At 38.0% G+C, this 16,646-nt stretch carries 18 protein-coding genes and 1 tRNA gene; 17 read left to right on the forward strand and 2 right to left on the reverse strand.

What is annotated here, in order from left to right:
• Positions 1-241: 241 nt before the first annotated feature.
• From B3394_RS14695 to B3394_RS14755, 13 genes are all read left to right on the forward strand, one after another.
• Complete coding sequence (locus tag B3394_RS14695; protein WP_177731295.1) at positions 242-1,015, forward strand: toxin-antitoxin system YwqK family antitoxin; 774 nt, start codon at positions 242-244, stop codon at positions 1,013-1,015.
• Complete coding sequence (locus tag B3394_RS14700) at positions 999-2,213, forward strand: hypothetical protein (RefSeq protein ID WP_286926094.1); 1,215 nt, start codon at positions 999-1,001, stop codon at positions 2,211-2,213. The genes B3394_RS14695 and B3394_RS14700 overlap by 17 nt, the downstream gene beginning before the upstream one ends.
• Positions 2,188-2,535 carry a hypothetical protein gene (locus tag B3394_RS14705; RefSeq protein WP_286926096.1) on the forward strand — a complete coding sequence of 116 codons (348 nt, stop codon included), beginning with the start codon at positions 2,188-2,190 and terminating at the stop codon, positions 2,533-2,535. The genes B3394_RS14700 and B3394_RS14705 overlap by 26 nt, the downstream gene beginning before the upstream one ends.
• Entirely contained in the window at positions 2,498-3,013 is a 516-nt protein-coding gene (locus B3394_RS14710; RefSeq protein ID WP_246297035.1) for a hypothetical protein, read from the forward strand. The genes B3394_RS14705 and B3394_RS14710 overlap by 38 nt, the downstream gene beginning before the upstream one ends.
• Complete coding sequence (locus tag B3394_RS14715; RefSeq protein WP_177731308.1) at positions 3,010-4,131, forward strand: type II secretion system F family protein; 1,122 nt, start codon at positions 3,010-3,012, stop codon at positions 4,129-4,131. The genes B3394_RS14710 and B3394_RS14715 overlap by 4 nt, the downstream gene beginning before the upstream one ends.
• A gap of 72 nt (positions 4,132-4,203) precedes the next feature.
• A complete protein-coding gene (locus B3394_RS14720) occupies positions 4,204-4,638 on the forward strand; it encodes a type IV pilin protein (RefSeq protein ID WP_273246531.1) in 435 nt (144 codons plus the stop codon).
• Positions 4,639-4,645: 7 nt separating this feature from the next.
• Positions 4,646-5,128 carry a prepilin peptidase gene (locus tag B3394_RS14725; RefSeq protein WP_286926100.1) on the forward strand — a complete coding sequence of 161 codons (483 nt, stop codon included), beginning with the start codon at positions 4,646-4,648 and terminating at the stop codon, positions 5,126-5,128.
• Positions 5,125-6,528, forward strand: coding sequence for a GspE/PulE family protein (locus B3394_RS14730; protein ID WP_177731314.1), 1,404 nt, complete (start codon positions 5,125-5,127; stop codon positions 6,526-6,528). The genes B3394_RS14725 and B3394_RS14730 overlap by 4 nt, the downstream gene beginning before the upstream one ends.
• Positions 6,529-6,531: 3 nt before the next feature.
• Positions 6,532-8,445, forward strand: coding sequence for a type II secretion system protein GspD (locus tag B3394_RS14735; RefSeq protein ID WP_286926104.1), 1,914 nt, complete (start codon positions 6,532-6,534; stop codon positions 8,443-8,445).
• Positions 8,445-9,635: a PilN domain-containing protein gene (locus B3394_RS14740; protein ID WP_286926106.1), complete on the forward strand. Its 1,191-nt coding sequence runs from the start codon at positions 8,445-8,447 to the stop codon at positions 9,633-9,635. Before B3394_RS14735 ends, B3394_RS14740 begins: the two co-directional genes overlap by 1 nt.
• Entirely contained in the window at positions 9,628-10,152 is a 525-nt protein-coding gene (locus tag B3394_RS14745) for a hypothetical protein (protein WP_286926108.1), read from the forward strand. The genes B3394_RS14740 and B3394_RS14745 overlap by 8 nt, the downstream gene beginning before the upstream one ends.
• A complete protein-coding gene (locus tag B3394_RS14750; RefSeq protein WP_177731323.1) occupies positions 10,136-11,095 on the forward strand; it encodes a hypothetical protein in 960 nt (319 codons plus the stop codon). Before B3394_RS14745 ends, B3394_RS14750 begins: the two co-directional genes overlap by 17 nt.
• Before the next feature lie 4 nt (positions 11,096-11,099).
• On the forward strand, positions 11,100-11,612 hold the full coding sequence (locus tag B3394_RS14755; RefSeq protein WP_286926111.1) for a hypothetical protein: 513 nt from the start codon (positions 11,100-11,102) through the stop codon (positions 11,610-11,612).
• A gap of 178 nt (positions 11,613-11,790) precedes the next feature.
• Here B3394_RS14755 and B3394_RS14760 read toward each other — a convergent pair whose 3' ends face one another.
• Both B3394_RS14760 and B3394_RS14765 read right to left on the reverse strand, forming a co-directional pair.
• Positions 11,791-12,864: an ankyrin repeat domain-containing protein gene (locus B3394_RS14760; RefSeq protein ID WP_286926113.1), complete on the reverse strand. Its 1,074-nt coding sequence runs from the start codon at positions 12,862-12,864 to the stop codon at positions 11,791-11,793.
• A gap of 667 nt (positions 12,865-13,531) precedes the next feature.
• A tRNA-Leu gene (locus B3394_RS14765) sits at positions 13,532-13,611 on the reverse strand.
• A gap of 160 nt (positions 13,612-13,771) precedes the next feature.
• Between B3394_RS14765 and B3394_RS14770 the strand changes: the two genes are divergently transcribed.
• The 4 genes from B3394_RS14770 to B3394_RS14785 all read left to right on the forward strand — a co-directional run bounded on the left by B3394_RS14770 (position 13,772) and on the right by B3394_RS14785 (position 16,645).
• Positions 13,772-14,713 carry a ribose-phosphate pyrophosphokinase gene (locus tag B3394_RS14770; protein ID WP_177731329.1) on the forward strand — a complete coding sequence of 314 codons (942 nt, stop codon included), beginning with the start codon at positions 13,772-13,774 and terminating at the stop codon, positions 14,711-14,713.
• A gap of 30 nt (positions 14,714-14,743) precedes the next feature.
• The gene (locus B3394_RS14775; RefSeq protein ID WP_177731331.1) at positions 14,744-15,355 is read left to right on the forward strand and encodes a 50S ribosomal protein L25/general stress protein Ctc; all 612 of its coding nucleotides are present in this window, start codon (positions 14,744-14,746) and stop codon (positions 15,353-15,355) included.
• Positions 15,356-15,523: 168 nt separating this feature from the next.
• Positions 15,524-16,090, forward strand: a complete 567-nt coding sequence (pth, locus tag B3394_RS14780) for an aminoacyl-tRNA hydrolase (protein ID WP_286926145.1) — start codon at positions 15,524-15,526, stop codon at positions 16,088-16,090.
• Positions 16,091-16,204: 114 nt separating this feature from the next.
• Positions 16,205-16,645, forward strand: a complete 441-nt coding sequence (locus B3394_RS14785) for a hypothetical protein (RefSeq protein ID WP_286926146.1) — start codon at positions 16,205-16,207, stop codon at positions 16,643-16,645.
• The last annotated feature ends 1 nt before the right edge of the window (position 16,646 follow it).

Consider the following 16,646-nt stretch of genomic DNA (forward strand, 5'->3'; position numbering starts at 1 on the left):
AGCATCCCAAACGGATAGTAATTATAGTAGCATAAAAATCTTATTAATAATAACTTACAGGTTTGTGTAAAATTTAAAAATTGCCTATTATGGTGAAAAACGACCCTTTTTTAACGCTGAAAAAGATACTGGCTTAGGGGTTAATTTAACTAAATTTTTTAAAAAAGAATCGTACAAAAAGGTTTTTTCTGGTTTTTGAAAAAGTACTATATTGCGACGATTAAAAAAATAATTGAATCCCTTGAAAACAAAGACTTTATTTCGTTTTTTTTGCATATCCTTAGTAGTAATATTCTTTTCTTTTACAGATCCGTATCTGATAAAGCGCGTTTCCGATGCGAACTTCCGCTATGAATTCTATGTAACGGATAAAAAAGTAAAACCCAAATCGGAAAAAACCTACTATTGGTTTAAAGGCGGAACCATACATAATGCACAAGGCGGTACAGCTGGTGAATTGCTGGATGATGCCTTTACTAAAATGTACCACAGCAACCAACTGGCAGAACAGGGTCAGTTTGAAAAAGGACTAAAGATAGGTTTGTGGAAAACCTGGTATCCGAACGGAACATTGGAAACAACTCAATACTGGAGCAGTGGTTTGAAAACGGGAAACTTTTACCGCTATGATGATAAAGGAGTGCTGATTGAAAAAGGATATTATAAAAGCCATATCAAACACGGGGAGTGGATTGACCATATCAAAAAAGATACTACCGTTTATAAAAACGGAAAAGTATTTGTGGCACCTCCTAAGTTGACTAAAGAAGAAAAAGCAAAAGTAAAAGAAGACGAAAAAGTAGCAAAAGCTGCTAAAAAAGCTCAGGAGAAACTGGACAAAGAGAAAAAAGCCCTTGAGAAAGAAAATAAGAAAAAACAAAAAGAGCTGGACAAACAACAAAAGGCGAATCAGCCACAAAGAGTGAACCAGCCACAGGAACAAAAAGAAAGTTTCTTTAAAAGGCTGTTTAAGAAAAAAGAACCAAAAGAGAACACGAATGGTAAAGGCGCATAGTCTTTTATATGCGGTTTATATTTGCCTGATTGTATCTATAATCTGCGGCGCATTGCTGTATTTCTCCGGTTTGTACAATCAGCTGAATTTGTATTACAATTTACAGGAGGAATTATACATTCATAACCAGTCGGTGGTGAATTATGCTTTGGGGAATAAACTGGCTGCAGAAGAATTTCCGGCAGACGAAGCCTCCGGAGTTCAGGGAAATTATGAAGTAAGACAATACGGATTACTGAATGTGCTGCTGGCAAAAACATCCCTAAGGAATGATACTGTTGTTTCGGCGCATATTGTAGGAAGCTATTCCAATGATAAAACAGCGATTCATTTGGCGAACCTTACCAAATCGCTTCGCTACTCGGGAACGGTCAGGCTGAATGGCGATAATAAATTACCGTCAACATTTATAGAAACGTCGTATCTCACGAACAAAGCAAGCCAGTTGACGGTTACCGGGAAAAATACTGTTTCGGAGATCAAACTTCCGGAGATCAATGAAAACTTTAAGAAGATCTTTGAAGGAATCAAAACAGAAAAAGTAGCCTTATCCCAATTTGAAAAAACAAAAGATTCCCTGTATTTCAATTCCTTTCTGAAAGAAACTAAGGAAATACTGTTGACGAATACGCTCCTGGCCAATGTTATATTCAAAGGGAATTTCCTACTTCGTTCGAATGATTCGATAGTGATCAGGAAAAATACGGTTTTGGAAGATGTCATACTGATAGCCCCGAAAATAACTTTCGAGGAAGGATTTAAAGGGACGGTTCAGGCTTTTGCAACCAAAAGAATAGAACTTCAGGAAAAAGTGAATCTGCAATACCCGTCTGTAGTTTGCGTGTATAACGACACGGAAGGGGAGAGTAAGCTCAAAATAAAAAAGGAATGTAAAATAGAAGGCGCAATAGTCCTGTTTGGAAGCTCGATATTGACAATCAATAAAAACATTATGGAGCTTGATGAAAAAAGTTTCGTACTGGGCGATATCTATTGTACCGGAAAACTGGACTTAAAAAGCGATGTACGCGGTTCGGTGTACACCAACTATTTTTTCTATAAAAACGGTTCTTCCGTCAATGATAATATGATTGTAGACATCGAAATAGATCCTTTAAAGCGACCGGAGTACTTTATGGCGATTCCGTTATTTGAGGCTAAAAAAAATAATTATGGTGTTATTAAAAAAGTATTGTAATATTCCGGCAAACTCCATTCTGGAATCCGTAATTGCGCTGACAATAATTTCGGTATGCCTGTATATTGCGATCACGGTTTATGCCGCGGTATTTACACCGCGCACATCTGCCAGGTTTTACAATACCCAGAATAAAGTCAATGAAATGTTTTATCTGATGCAGATGCAAGGAGATTCTCTGCAATATGATAGTGAAGATAAGAACCTTGAAATAGAAGAAGAAGTCGTTAACCCCGGAGTGAAGAAAATATTCATACAGTATAAAGACAGTACTAATTTCAAATTTGAAAAAAGTTTTTACATACAAAGCAGCGGTGAATAAAACACAATTACAGGCCTTTTCAATGATAGAGGCCATTGTGGGTATGGCCATTACAGCAATTATCATGAGTCTGATATTTGTTGTTTTTTCTATTGTCACCGAAAGACTGCTGGATTTTAAAAACCAGAACCAGCCGGTAAACGATCTGAACCGCCTGACGTATTCGGTTAATAAAGATATTTTCGAAAATGATAAAATGCAGATCCGGCAGGAAGAACTTGTTTTTACCGGATATTCGGGAGAACTGGTCAGATATAGCGTTCAGGAAGACTATGCTTTACGTACCAAAGGTGAGTTTGTTGACACATTTAAAATTCAGATAAAAGAAATGGTCATGGATTCTGTCTTTAGTCGCTCGAAACGATTAGCCTTCCGGAAACTGAAAATGAAGCTGGAAGTCAGCGAAAAAGAAATGGGGCTGAATTTTTATAAGCAGATTTATGCTAACGAACTATTACAAGCAATACAGGAGAAATGAGTTTTGATTTAAGTACCTATAAAAAAGAAAAAACGGAGAAAAAGGATTTCAGGATCGAAACCGGCCAGCTTCAGTTCTCAAAAAAACTATCCGATAAAAAGAAAGAAGTTTTCTATCGGGAATTGGGTATGCTTTTAAAGTCCGGGGTAGATTTTAAAAAAGCACTGGAAATTCTAAGCAATCAGTCCAGTAATAAGCTGGAAAAAGAAATCATTATCGAAATCAAGGATAAAGTAGTAGAAGGCAGGAGTATCTATGAATCCATGAGGGAAACCAAGCAATTTTCGCCTTATGAATATTACAGTATCCAGATTGGGGAAGAAACCCGGAAACTGGAAGAGGTTTTAACCGAACTGCAAAAATACTTTAACCGGAAAATCCAGATGCGCAGGCAGATCGTTTCGGTATTGACCTATCCGGCGATTGTAATGTGTGTGACCATACTGGTATTGTATTTTATGCTGAATAAAGTCGTGCCGATGTTTAGCTCCGTTTTCAAACAATTCGGAAGCGAGCTGCCTAAAAGCACGCAGATCATTCTTAAGATATCGAATCATTCCGGAACCATTTTTACAATAGTGGCGATTGTGATTGCGGGACTGGTGTTAATCCATGTCCTCCTGAAAGGTAAAAACAGCTACAGGGCTTTTACGACCAACATGATCTTAAGAATACCCTATTTTGGAAGCCTGATCCGTAAAATATACATCTCCAGATTCTGTCAGGCCATGAACCTGCTGATAACCTCAAAAACAACGCTCATCAATGCGCTGTCGTTAACCTCCAAAATGATCGGATTCTATCCGATTGAAATTGCGATTGAAGAAATCAAGGAGGATATTACCAGAGGGGTTTCGCTTAGTGACAGTTTAAAGAAACACCATGTTTTTGAAAACAAAATGGTTTCCATGGTTGAAGTGGCCGAACAGGTTAATCAGCTGGATACCATGTTTGAACGACTGGCCGAACAGTATAATGAAGAGATCAGTCACCAGACAAAAATGATTGGAGTAATCCTGGAACCGATGATTATTATTGTAATTGGCGTCATCGTTGGGGTGATCATGGTATCGATGTATGCGCCGATGTTTGATTTAAGTAAAATAATAAATAATTAAGAATCATCTCATTAATGTTTGTATTTTTGCCGCCGTTAATTAACACTTTTTAATAAATAAAATAGTATAAAGATGTTTACTACCACAAAAAAATATCTTCAAAAAATAAAGAAAGCCGCTGTTAAAGCCTACTCCTTAACGGAGATTCTAATCGTTTTGTGTATCATCGGAATTTTATTACTGATGGTATTGCCCAATCAGACCTCGGTAATCAGCCAGGCTAAGGCAATTGAAGCTCAGGCAATGCTCAATCAGGTATATGGCTTGCAGAAAAGTTATTTCTACAGACACTCAAAATATTCCAACAGCTTGGAAGAATTGGGCTTCGAACAGGAAAAAACCGTTCAGGAAGGTGGACAGGCTGTTTACAAAGTTGAGATCATTGAAGCGTCAAACGATTCTTTTATGGCAAGAGCGACCTCGGTTTCCGATTTGGATGGCGACGGTAATTTCAATACGTGGGAAATAGACAGTAAAAAAGTGCTCACAGAAGTGACAAAAGAATAACGTGTATATGTTGCCGGGAGTATTACTATGCTTATTGCTGATGGTTTTTCAGGACTGGAAAAACAGGACCATTCACGTGGCTTTACCGCTGCTGGTCTTTGTATTGTCTTTGCTGTTGATAAAACAGGAATATAGCAGCGTGTGGATGATAACGGCCTATAATGCCGGTTTCTTCCTGATCACCTTTGTGATATTAATACTCTATATGAGCTGGAAGAACAAACAGTTTTTAAACCCGTTTGAACACTATTTCGGACTTGGTGACCTGCTGTTCTATTTAGCGATAACACCCTTATTCCTGCTTAAAAACTATGTGGTCTATTTTATTTTTTCCATGCTGTTTTCCATAGTACTACAATTGGGATTAAAGAAAGTCATGAAACACAGGACAATTCCTTTGGCTGGCTTTGCATCCCTTTTGCTATTGATACTGATGGCAGGCGATTTATTTTTAAATTTTTATAAAATCACATTGATACCCAGAATATGAATGATATAATGGTCAATCCGGATATACAGCATATTATTTCAAGTGATATGGCAAATCATTACAGGGTTTTACCAAAAACTGTAAATGAAAATACAATCGAATTATATATTGATGGTTCCCACAATCATCAGGACATAAAAGACGAACTGGAATTGTTATTGGGGAAACAGATTTCATTTGAAATTTCGGATGCTTCCGAAATCGAAAAAGCACTGTCCATTCATTACCGGAAAGAACGTCATACCAGCAGTAATAAATCCCTGAATATTGAAAAAGGCGATTTCCTGGAAAACCTTTTAGAAGAAGCAAAATCCTTAAAAAGCAGTGATATTCATTTTGAGGTTTATGAAGAGTCGTCCCGTATTCGTTTCAGAATCGACGGTCAGCTTATCGAACGATACAAGGTAGAAAAGGATAACTACCTGGAATTGGTGAATAAGATCAAGATCAAGTCCAAGCTGAACATTACCGAAAAGCGATTGCCGCAGGACGGAAGGATTACCAATGAATCATTTGATATCAGGGTTTCCATATTGCCGACCTTATTTGGCGAGAAAATCGTAATGCGTTTATTGGGTCAGGATGCCTCAAATATCGATCTGAACACGTTAGGACTGGAAAAAGAAGAACTGAGAAGTTATCTGGAAGCAGTAAAAAAACCAAACGGGATCATCCTGATCAGCGGTCCTACAGGTTCCGGTAAAACCACTACGCTGTATGCCACATTGCGATTGCTCAATGATTCCAAAAGAAATATTGTAACGGTAGAAGACCCGATCGAGTATACCTTAAAAGGAATTAACCAGGTGCAGCTGAAAGAAGATATCGGATTGACATTTGCATCGGCCTTAAAATCGTTCCTGCGTCAGGATCCCGATGTCATTATGCTCGGGGAGATTCGTGACTCCGAAACCGCATTAATGGCAATACGTGCCTCATTAACGGGTCACCTTGTGTTGTCCACAATACACACCAACTCTGCAATCGGGACAATTTCCAGACTTGTAGATATGGGAGTGCCGTCCTATCTGATTGCGGAAACGCTCAATCTTTCGGTAGCACAGCGGCTTGTTCGGAAACTTTGCAATGACTGCAAAAAAGAAGCCGTTTGTAATAAAGAAGATTTTCCGTCCCATTTCGAATTTCCGTATGAAATCGAAACCTATTATAAACCGGTTGGCTGCAACAAATGCTATCATACCGGATACAGAAGCAGAAGAGCTATTTATGAAGTTTTAAATATTAACCATAGTGTTTCCGAATCGATAAAAAACAATACCATAGCGCAGTTTTTGGGTAATGATGAAAAACACAAATCATTATCTGAAAAAGCCTTTGATATATTAGCCGAAGGAGAAACTTCATTAGAAGAAATATATTCTATTTTAATTAACGCCTAAGAAATGTTTAAAAAGACCGTTTTTTTAATTATAAGTTTATTAATCACAGGATTACTGTCGGCTCAGGATATTGAGCTGGAAAAGAAATTTGACGAATTAGCCAAACAGAAAAAAGGACTGAACGAAATCATAAAAATTGATGTTTCAGGCTTAACATTACACGACTTTATTCTCTCCATTGCCGAAGAACATCAGTTGAATGTCAGTGCCGAAAGTGATCTGACCCAATCGGTTGTAAACAACTTTTTCGATGTAACGGTAAAAGACGTGTTCCTTTTCCTGGCGCAGAAATATGATCTGGAAGTTGGTTTTATGAGTAATATCATCACTTTCAAGAAAAGAAAAGAAGTGAAGATCATAGAGCGGAAACAGCCTAAACAGGTCGATGTCAGCTATAACCCTCAGAACGATTTCCTGTCGGTGAAATTAGAAAACGATTCACTGCCGTCTGTTGCGAAGGCGATTATTGATAAATCCAGTAAAAACCTGATCCTGGCACCGGATGTTAAAGGCCTTAAGGTATCTTCCTATATCCTGAACCGCCCGTTCGACCAGGTAATTGAAATGATGGCCAAATCAAATGATTTATTGGCGACCAAAGATGAAAACGGTTTCTACTTTATTGAAAAAAATAAGGATGTGAATAGCGGTGCTACCGGAAATACTTATGGCAGTAGCGGTCAAAAAACCAAACAGCCCAAAGCATCGGTCGGTGCAGCCGGATATTATGAAGTTGACCTGAATAAAGCCGGATTTTTAACGGTAAAAGCCTATGTTGCCGATGTTTCCGATTTGATCACCGAAGCGGCAGAAAAACTGCATGTAAACTACTTCCTGTACAACAAGCCGGAAAATGAAAAAACAAGTTTGTCGGCAGACAATATCACGTTTGACGACCTGTTGGAACATGTTTTTAAAGGAAAGAAATACATTTACAGAAAACAGGAAAACCTGTATCTGATCGGAGAACACGCTACAGAAGGATTGCGCGCTACAGAACTGATCCCGCTGGAAAACCGTTCCATAGAATCCGTATTGCCGTCATTGCCGAAAACGTTCTCCGAAAAATTAGAGATTAAAGAATTTGTGGAATTAAACGGACTTATCGTTTCCGGTTCCAGAAGCGCTATAGAAGAGCTGAAAGTGTACATGAAGCAAATTGATAAAGTGGTTCCTTTGGTTCAGATTGAGGTGATCATTGCACAGTATAATAAATCATACGACATACAATCCGGGATTAAAGCGGGGATAGACAGTAAAAATATCGCGCAGACAGGCGGTACATTATACCCGTCGGCAGATATGACCGTTAACGGATCTTCCGTTAACAGTTTGATCAATGCTTTTAACGGATTCGGACTTTTTAAACTGGGGAAAGTAACACAGTCGTTTTATATGAACTTGAAATTACTGGAAAACAACTCCATTGTAAAAATTGAGTCCACGCCTAAAATCGCAACAATCAGCGGACATGAAGCGAAACTGGCAATAGGGGAAACCAGCTATTATTTTGAACAAAACAACCGATTGCTGACCAATAGTATCGGAAACGATATTTTACAGTCCGGTACGTGGAAATCGACCGATGCAAACCTGAGTGTTTCGATCAAGCCGTTTGTGTCAACAGACGAAAATGTAACGCTGACAATATCTGTGGAAAAAAGTTCTTTCTTAGGTAGAGCGGGCGATACGGCACCTCCGGGTAAGGCAACACAGAAATTTGAATCCTTGGTGCGAGTGAAAAACAACGAAATGATTTTGTTGGGAGGTCTGGACGAACTGAAAAAAGAAAACTCCGGTTCGGGTGTGCCGTTGCTTTCCCGTATTCCAATCCTGAAATGGTTTTTCAGCAGTAGAAAAAAAGGTAAGAACGATTCGAAGCTGCACATTTTTATTAAACCTACCATTATTTACTAATGCTGCCGATACTGTCTAAAATAATAAAGATTAACAGTCTTAATATCGTTGGGGTTTCCAAAACGGAAAACGGTGACGTTTTTAACCTGCTTGTTGTAAAACGAAAAGGCAATAAAATCGATATCGTGGCAACGGAAACCTATGATTCTTTTGACGGTTTGGAGAAAAAGATAGATGCCAAATTACCGGTTATCATCGTGGTTGACGGGAAAGGTGTTTTGAATAAGAAAATCGATTTTAATAATGAAGCCGATGTAAACTGGCAGAAAAATGTCGATTATAATGCGATCTATTTTACAGCCTATAAGACCGGGGCAAGCAACTATATCAGTTTTTGCAGAAAAAATGCCGTTGAGGAAGTCCTGCAAAAATTTATAAACCATAAATTACAGGTAATAGATGTATATGTTGGTGCTTTCCTGACAGCGCTGTTGCAGCCCGCTATTAACGAAAAGAAAATACTTTCCGGCGATTTGATGCTGGAATTTGAAGATGCTGAATTTGTTGGCTTTACGAAGCAGTTTGCGGAAATACCGATGAAACTGAAATACAAGATCAACGAAGACCAGATAAGCAGTGATTTTGTACCGCTTTATGGTGTTTTGGTTCATTTTTTTCTGCGGCAAAAAGAAGTTACAAAAACAGAAAGCGATGCCTTAAATATTGAAGAGATCATTTATAAAAAGGCCTTTACGCTTTTTGGAGCAGTAATGCTGGTCGGGTTTCTGCTAAGCCTTTTGGTAAGCTATTTCCTGATACAATATTACGGGACTAAAAATGCCGAATTGAACCTTCAGAATGTCTATTCCAACCAATCGTATCAGCTGGTGCTGGATCTGGAGAAACAAAAAGAAAATAAACAGAATATTCTCAGAGACTCGGGATTTTCCTCTTCAAGATTCTTGTCTTTTTATTCTTATGAACTGATTAAGATCATTCCGGGCGATATATTGCTTAACGAACTGAATATAGTGCCGGTAGCCAAAGAGATTAAATCGAATGAAAAAGTATTGTTCGATCCGGGAACCATACTGTTAAAAGGAGAAACCTATAACGAAACCTCTTTTAATAATTGGATGAGTAGTTTGAAGAATGTGAAGTGGATTAAAAAGTTTGAAATAACAACTTTAAAAAAGGATAAGAAAAACAAGTCCCAGTTTGAAGTGAAAATTACGATTAAAGATGTTTGAGAATTACTCGTATAAACAAAAATGCGGTGCTTTGATCGTCATTTTTATAATGCTGTCCGTGACGGCTTACAAGCGCTCTTTTAGCTCACTGTTCCAGGTGGTAAAAGAGTATAAAGAACTCTCGGCACGTGTGGGTGATATTAATAAAAAGGCAAAGAATGCCGATGAGTTAAGACGCGAAATTGCCTATCTGGATCAGATGCTTGGTAAAGAAGGTGTCACAAAAGAAATGGTGCAGCAGGGAATGGTTAGTTTTGCAACACAGTCACAGCCGCATGTTTCCATAAATGAGCTGGCGCCGATTCATAGTTTTGCTGATGAAAATTATACAGTTTATACCAATCAGCTGGATGTCGTTGGGAATACCAACCAGCTCTTGCAGATGGCTTACGACTTTGAAAAGAAATACGACTATTCCAGAATGGTTGGAATGAAATTTTTTGCGATAAAAAAGAATAATAAAGAAGAAGTTTTACATTTAAAAATGATATTTCAAAATTATGAAAACAATAAATAAAATTATCATCGTACTATTGGCTGTTTTTATGTCTTCCTGTGAAGATATTTTGGAAAAAGATATTTCGAACAGTTCGGTTCAGGCTACCTATCCTTTAAACGGAGCGGTTATCCAGAGTAACGTCGTTAATTTTCAATGGAACAAAATGGATGGTGCGAAGACCTATCGTGTTCAGGTTTTTGATATGAACCAGTCGCTGATCGCAGAAAAAGAATCGGAAGATACACATTTAGAGCAGGAATTGCCGTCCGGTCACTACCAGTGGCGTGTACGGGCAGAAAATTTTGCGTACCAGTCGCAATATACCTTTCCGATAGCGTTCTCAACGGAAATTTCGGAAGACTTAACGAATCAATCGGTGATTTTATCAAGTCCGGACATTGATGCCTATACGAATTTGACAGCCCTGACCCTTAGCTGGCAAAGCCTTCAGGCGGCCACACACTATGTGGTTGAGGTGATCAATACAACTACCGGTCAGTCGGTATATTCAAATACGAACCAGACAACAACGATAGTGCAGTTAAATAATGTTGCTTTATCGGCAGAAGGTGTTTACCAGTGGAAAGTTCAGGCGGTAAACAGTGATAACGATACACAAACACAATACAGTACCCGTAAGTTTTCGATAGACCGTGTGAATCCGAACCAGCCGCAAAATGTAGCGCCGGCTAATAATGCAACGTTAACCGTTAACCAGCAAATCACCTTTTCGTGGACTATTCCTCAGGATTCCGGAACGGTTCAGTCGCCTATAAGCTATGTGTTGCAGTTTTCAGACAATGTTAACTTTACAAATGTCACGCAGCAGTTCGATGTGAGCGGTACATCATTACAGCAAACTTTTACGAATCCCGGAACGTATTACTGGAGAGTTAAAGCCAAAGATAAAGCCGGTAATGAAGGAGTGTATAGCGGAGGATATAAATTTGTTTTAAACTAAGATCATGGCAAAGAAGAAAATAAATATTGTGTTGATTATTGTTGTTTTGGGGCTTTGGGGAACCGTAGGCTATAAGGCGCTTGCGCAATATTTTTTTTCAAATGAAACGGTCGAGGCGAATAGTGTTGCCAGTTATAGCAGCAGCGGAAGACAGGTTGAACGGGATACTTTTGTGCTGGAGAAAATCCACCGGGATCCGTTTTTAAATAAAACGCTGGTAAGAAGTGAAAGTGCCGCTGTTGCCAGTACTATAAACAGAGGTGTCAAACGACACACCGCTCCTGTAAAAACAGTTGTTGAAAAACCAAAGGAAATTAAAAACTGGCCTTCGGTTGCTTATTACGGTTATATCAAATCGGGTGAGAAAAAAGATGAACTGGTAATGCTTAAAGTAGGAAACAGTATTCACCGCCTTCGAAAAGGACAGGAAGTGGAAGGACTGGTGCTGAATAAAGTCTATAAAGATTCTGTAGAATTGAGCTTTAATAAAGAAAAGAGAATGCTGAGAAGAGGATAAATACTCATAAAAATGCCCTGTATTAATTACAGGGCATTTTTTTTGGGATGTATTCACTGTAGTAACCAATATCGAACCGATTCTAAGCCCGATCTTGAACAAATAAAGGCACTTAGAAACGCTTTCGCGTATAAATTAGAATTAATGCACTTGCAAAACCCTTGTTGACTGTAGTTATTTAACGGTTATAATCTGTTACAGTAAGACTTTTAGGAATTGGATTATTAAGCACCCACTTTACTCCTAATTCACTCATTAAATATATGTTTTCAGTATTTCTAGCTTTCACTTCACTTGTAATAATAGCCAGTTCTTCTATTTCTTCCTGAGAAAGTTGATTTTCTTGCTGAATATATTTGAAATAACTGTCCACCATTTTTTTAAATTCAATGTCCCAATTACCGCCTCCGTTATCTAATAATTCCCGGGCTACTTTTCCTGTGATACGAATAACTTCTCCCTGTACGGTTTGGGCAGCACCACGTCCGGGAACCAAAAGCTCCCATAATTCTTCGTGTTGTTTCTGCCAGGTTGTAGCTTTGACAGTAATAGGCGATTTGCCGTCATATACTATCCGTCTTGGGACAGGTTCAACCTCAAAGATGCTGTAAAGTTCATCTAAATCATTGCTTATTTGTTCCGTTGATTCATCATAAAAATTCGGTCTGTGTTGTTCAAACGTTTTTCCGATTTCAGTAACGAACCCTTTCATTTTTTCTGTTTTCTGAGCACCAGCGTTCAACAATATTTTGGAAATTTCAAGGGTATCTTTTATATCGATGTTACAACAAGCCCTTAAAGTCAGCTCCAACGCTGTGTAATCTCCTCTTTTTTCTCCATAACCGTCCGAAACTAAAGCCTCAATTTCTGCGCCGTATTCTAGCAGTATTTTTATGTTCTCCGTGTTATGGTTTTTTGCTGCACAATGTAACGCTGTTCCTCTATGGGTGTTTGTGTTTACGTTTGCTCCCAATTCTAATAAACTCCTGATGTTGCCCGAAAAACGCTTCCCGGAACGCTCCTGAAGTGGAGTATAGCTATAGTCATTAAGCGCCTCTATGTCTGCCCCCTGTTCAACCAGCCATTTGGCTAATTCGTGCGGACATTCTGCAAACGACAATGCAGTTCCTTTGCTGTATCCACCACGGGCTTCTATCTCGCATTTGTCAAATAGTTGAATGAGTTCTTGAATGTCCCCTTTCTTTAGAAGTTCCTCAAAGTCTTTCGGTAATGTTTTTCTTTTTTTTGCCATGTCGTTTTTAATTACAGCTAACAGTTCGGCAGCTTGGCGAAGTGGCGGATAAATTGGACGGAAAGTTCAATTTGCCAGAAACGCAGGAGCCGTTGACTAAAATAATAAAAAAGCCAAAGAGAACAGTATTGGCGACAAAAAAATGTGCAAACTTTCAATTTTTCCTAAACCTGCCATTTTGCCAAACGGCTTGTTAGCTGCCGTTTCTTCTCTTTTCAATATTTTTGTCATTGTATGGCTAACGATATTTTGAAAAATAAACTTCTCAAAGACATTTAATCTTTATTGAGGACTATTTTACGAAAAGAGAATGGTTCAATCTGCAAATATTTAAATAGCATCGTTTATCTAAAGAAAATAATCTTATTGGTCATTAGAGGGCAAAATGAATTTTTTGAATTCGTTTTTGTTTGTAAATCAGTGTGTTGTGTGGTTCGATTCCTGTCAACCTAGTTGCTGGGAAGGTAGTTTAAAAATGATTGAAAAATCTTATTTTTTTATTGTAACTATTTGAAATATAGTAATTTGTTTTTTGCTGTTTTAGTTCGATATGGAGAAATGGTGATTTTTGAGAGAAAGAGAATTTGAAATCAGATTTATTTTGTGAATTATTGATTTTCAGGATGTTGTAAATAAAAAAAGCTCCAAACTATGTTTGGAGCTTTTGTACCTAGGGTGGGAATCGAACCCACACACCGAAGTACACGAGTTTGAGTCGTGCGCGTCTACCAATTCCGCCACCTAGGCATGAATCATCTCATTCAATTGTGGGTGCAAATGTAAATAAAAAAAATATAAATAATCAAAAAAATAGATGAAAATATTCTTTATGTCTGGAATTTAATTTCTAAATTTGCACCTCGTTAAAACGATACAACACTAACTAACTACAAAACAACGAATTAAAATGTCACATATAGAACCGGAGGCAAAAATATTTGCATGTTCCCAAAGTGTGTACCTGGCAGAGCAGATAGCAAAGCACTATGGCGTAACGCTTGGTAAGGTTACCATATCAAAATACAGCGATGGAGAATTCCAGCCGTCTTTTGAGGAATCAATACGTGGATTACGCGTATTTTTAGTGTGTTCGACATTTCCAAGTTCTGATAATTTAATGGAACTTTTGTTAATGATTGATGCTGCAAAAAGAGCTTCGGCACGTCACATCACGGCGGTTATTCCTTATTTCGGATGGGCACGCCAGGATAGAAAAGACAAACCAAGGGTTCCGATAGGAGCTAAATTGGTAGCGAAACTTTTAGAATCGGCAGGAGCAACCCGAATCATGACAATGGATTTACATGCGGATCAGATTCAGGGATTCTTTGAAAAACCGGTTGACCATTTATTTGCGTCTACAATATTCTTGCCTTACGTGAGAAGTTTAAACCTGGATAACCTGACAATTGCATCTCCGGATATGGGTGGTTCGAAAAGAGCGTATGCTTATTCGAAATTCTTACAATCGGATGTGGTAATCTGTTACAAACAAAGAAAACAGGCGAATGTAATTGATACCATGGAATTGATTGGTGATGTTACCGGCCGAAATGTTATCCTTGTTGACGATATGGTTGATACCGGAGGAACTTTGGCGAAAGCGGCAGACATGATGATGGAAAGAGGTGCTTTAAGTGTAAGAGCAATTTGTACGCATGCCATTTTATCGGGTGATGCTTATGAAAAAATAGAGAACTCTAAAATTCTGGAATTAATCGTTACCGATTCGATTCCGTTGAAAAAAGAGAGTAAGAAAATTAAAGTTGTTAGCTGTGCACAACTATTTGCAGATGTAATGCACATGGTTCAGAATAATAATTCGATCAGCAGCAAATTTATTGTTTAAGAATTTTTTATTAATTTAATTATATTTCAAATGAAATCAATTACGATCAAAGGATCTGAAAGAGAAAGCGTAGGCAAGTCGGCAACGAAAGCGGTACGTAATGCTGGAATGGTACCTTGCGTGTTATACGGAGGAGATCAACCAGTACATTTTATCGCTGAAGAAAAAGCGTTTAAAAATTTAGTTTACACTCCAAACGTACACACAGTGGTAATTGAATTGGAAAACGGTAAAACTCTTAACGCGATTTTACAAGATATCCAAATTCACCCGGTGTCTGATAAAATCCTACACATTGACTTTTATCAATTACACAACGATAAAGAAATCACTATGGAAGTTCCTGTGAAAATCGTTGGTAACTCTAAAGGTGTTATGGCTGGTGGTGTTTTACGTTTAAACCAACGTAAATTAAAAGTAAGAGCTTTACCTGCAAACTTACCTGATTTTGTTGAGGCTGATATTACTGAATTAGAGATGGGTAACAAATTGTATGTAACTAAATTACCTACAAATAACTTCAAGTTATTGCACCCGGATAACACTGTAGTATGTCAGGTGAGAATTTCACGTGCTGCTATGAAAGCTGCTCAGGAGGCTGCAAAAGCTGCAAAAGCACCTGCAAAAGGAAAGAAAAAATAATTTTATTTTTTACCTATATCAAAAGCACCGATTTTTCGGTGCTTTTTTTATGTTTGCAGGTGAAGGATTGGTTTTTGAAGCAGATCCGTTTGAAAAAGATTATTTTTGCGCATGAAATTATTTGAGAGATTTTTTAGTAAGAAAGAGATAATAGAAAATACAGATCCCATGAAAAAGTTTTTAATTGTCGGTTTGGGTAATATTGGAGCAGAATATGCCAATACAAGACATAATATAGGGTTTAAGGTTTTGGACCATCTGGCAAGAAAAGAAAGCCTGTCGTTTGAAACGGTTAAACTCGGATCCCTTACGGAATACCGGATAAAAGGAAGAACGCTTTTGCTGCTTAAGCCGAACACTTATATGAATCTGAGCGGTAAGGCTGTACAGTATTGGATGGATAAGGAGAAAATTGCAAAAGAAAACGTTTTGGTAATCACGGATGATCTGAACCTGTCGTTTGGAACGATACGCATTAAAGCCAAAGGAAGTGACGGAGGACATAACGGACTTAAAAATATTCAGCTGATATTGAACTCAGTTGAATATCCCCGGTTTCGCTTCGGGATAAGCGACCAGTTTAAAAAAGGGCAGCAGGTTGATTATGTTTTAGGAGAATGGAGTGAGGAGGAAAAAGCAAAACTGCCGGAGCGTTTGGATATGGCTGTCGAGGTGATACAATCGTTTGCGTTATCCGGATTGGCAAATACGATGAATACTTTTAATGGGAAGTAATTGGTTTTGACTATCTTTAAAGATGAAAAATAAGTAATTATGAAAAAATTGTTGTTTGTTCCGCTGATTTTCGCGGTGTCATTTTGTAATACTGCAAAAACAAAAAAAACCGATATGGCTGTTACTATTGAATCTGTTTGTCCTGATAACGGGAAATGTTCTGTTCAGTTGATTAAAAATAAAAGCGTAGATATTAAAATGGACGGACTGGGTTCGACATACTACCAGTTAGCTGACGATAGTAGTAAATCGGTTGTTATTTACGAGTATAACCGCGATGTGCCGGAAGGTTTGCAGGACGGGCAGCACAAGGAAGAAATTATTTTTGAAATAGATAATAAAGCTTCGGAAATTGCTTTTAGCGATGGGGATTTGAGTAATGTGAAGATGTTGTTTGGCAGACACTGTTTTTGCAGGGGTCAGGCGGGTTATTTCAGGGTTAACAAAGGAAGCCTTAAGCTGACACAAAAAGATAATGTAGTGTCTTTTAATTTGAATTTTAAAGTCACAGAAGTACCGCAGCTGTTTACAGAAGTTAAAGCTGTCGTAAAATAAA

The sequence above is a fragment of the Flavobacterium sp. UBA4197 genome (assembly GCF_002379575.1).
Classification (GTDB): Bacteria; Bacteroidota; Bacteroidia; order Flavobacteriales; family Flavobacteriaceae; genus Flavobacterium; species Flavobacterium inviolabile.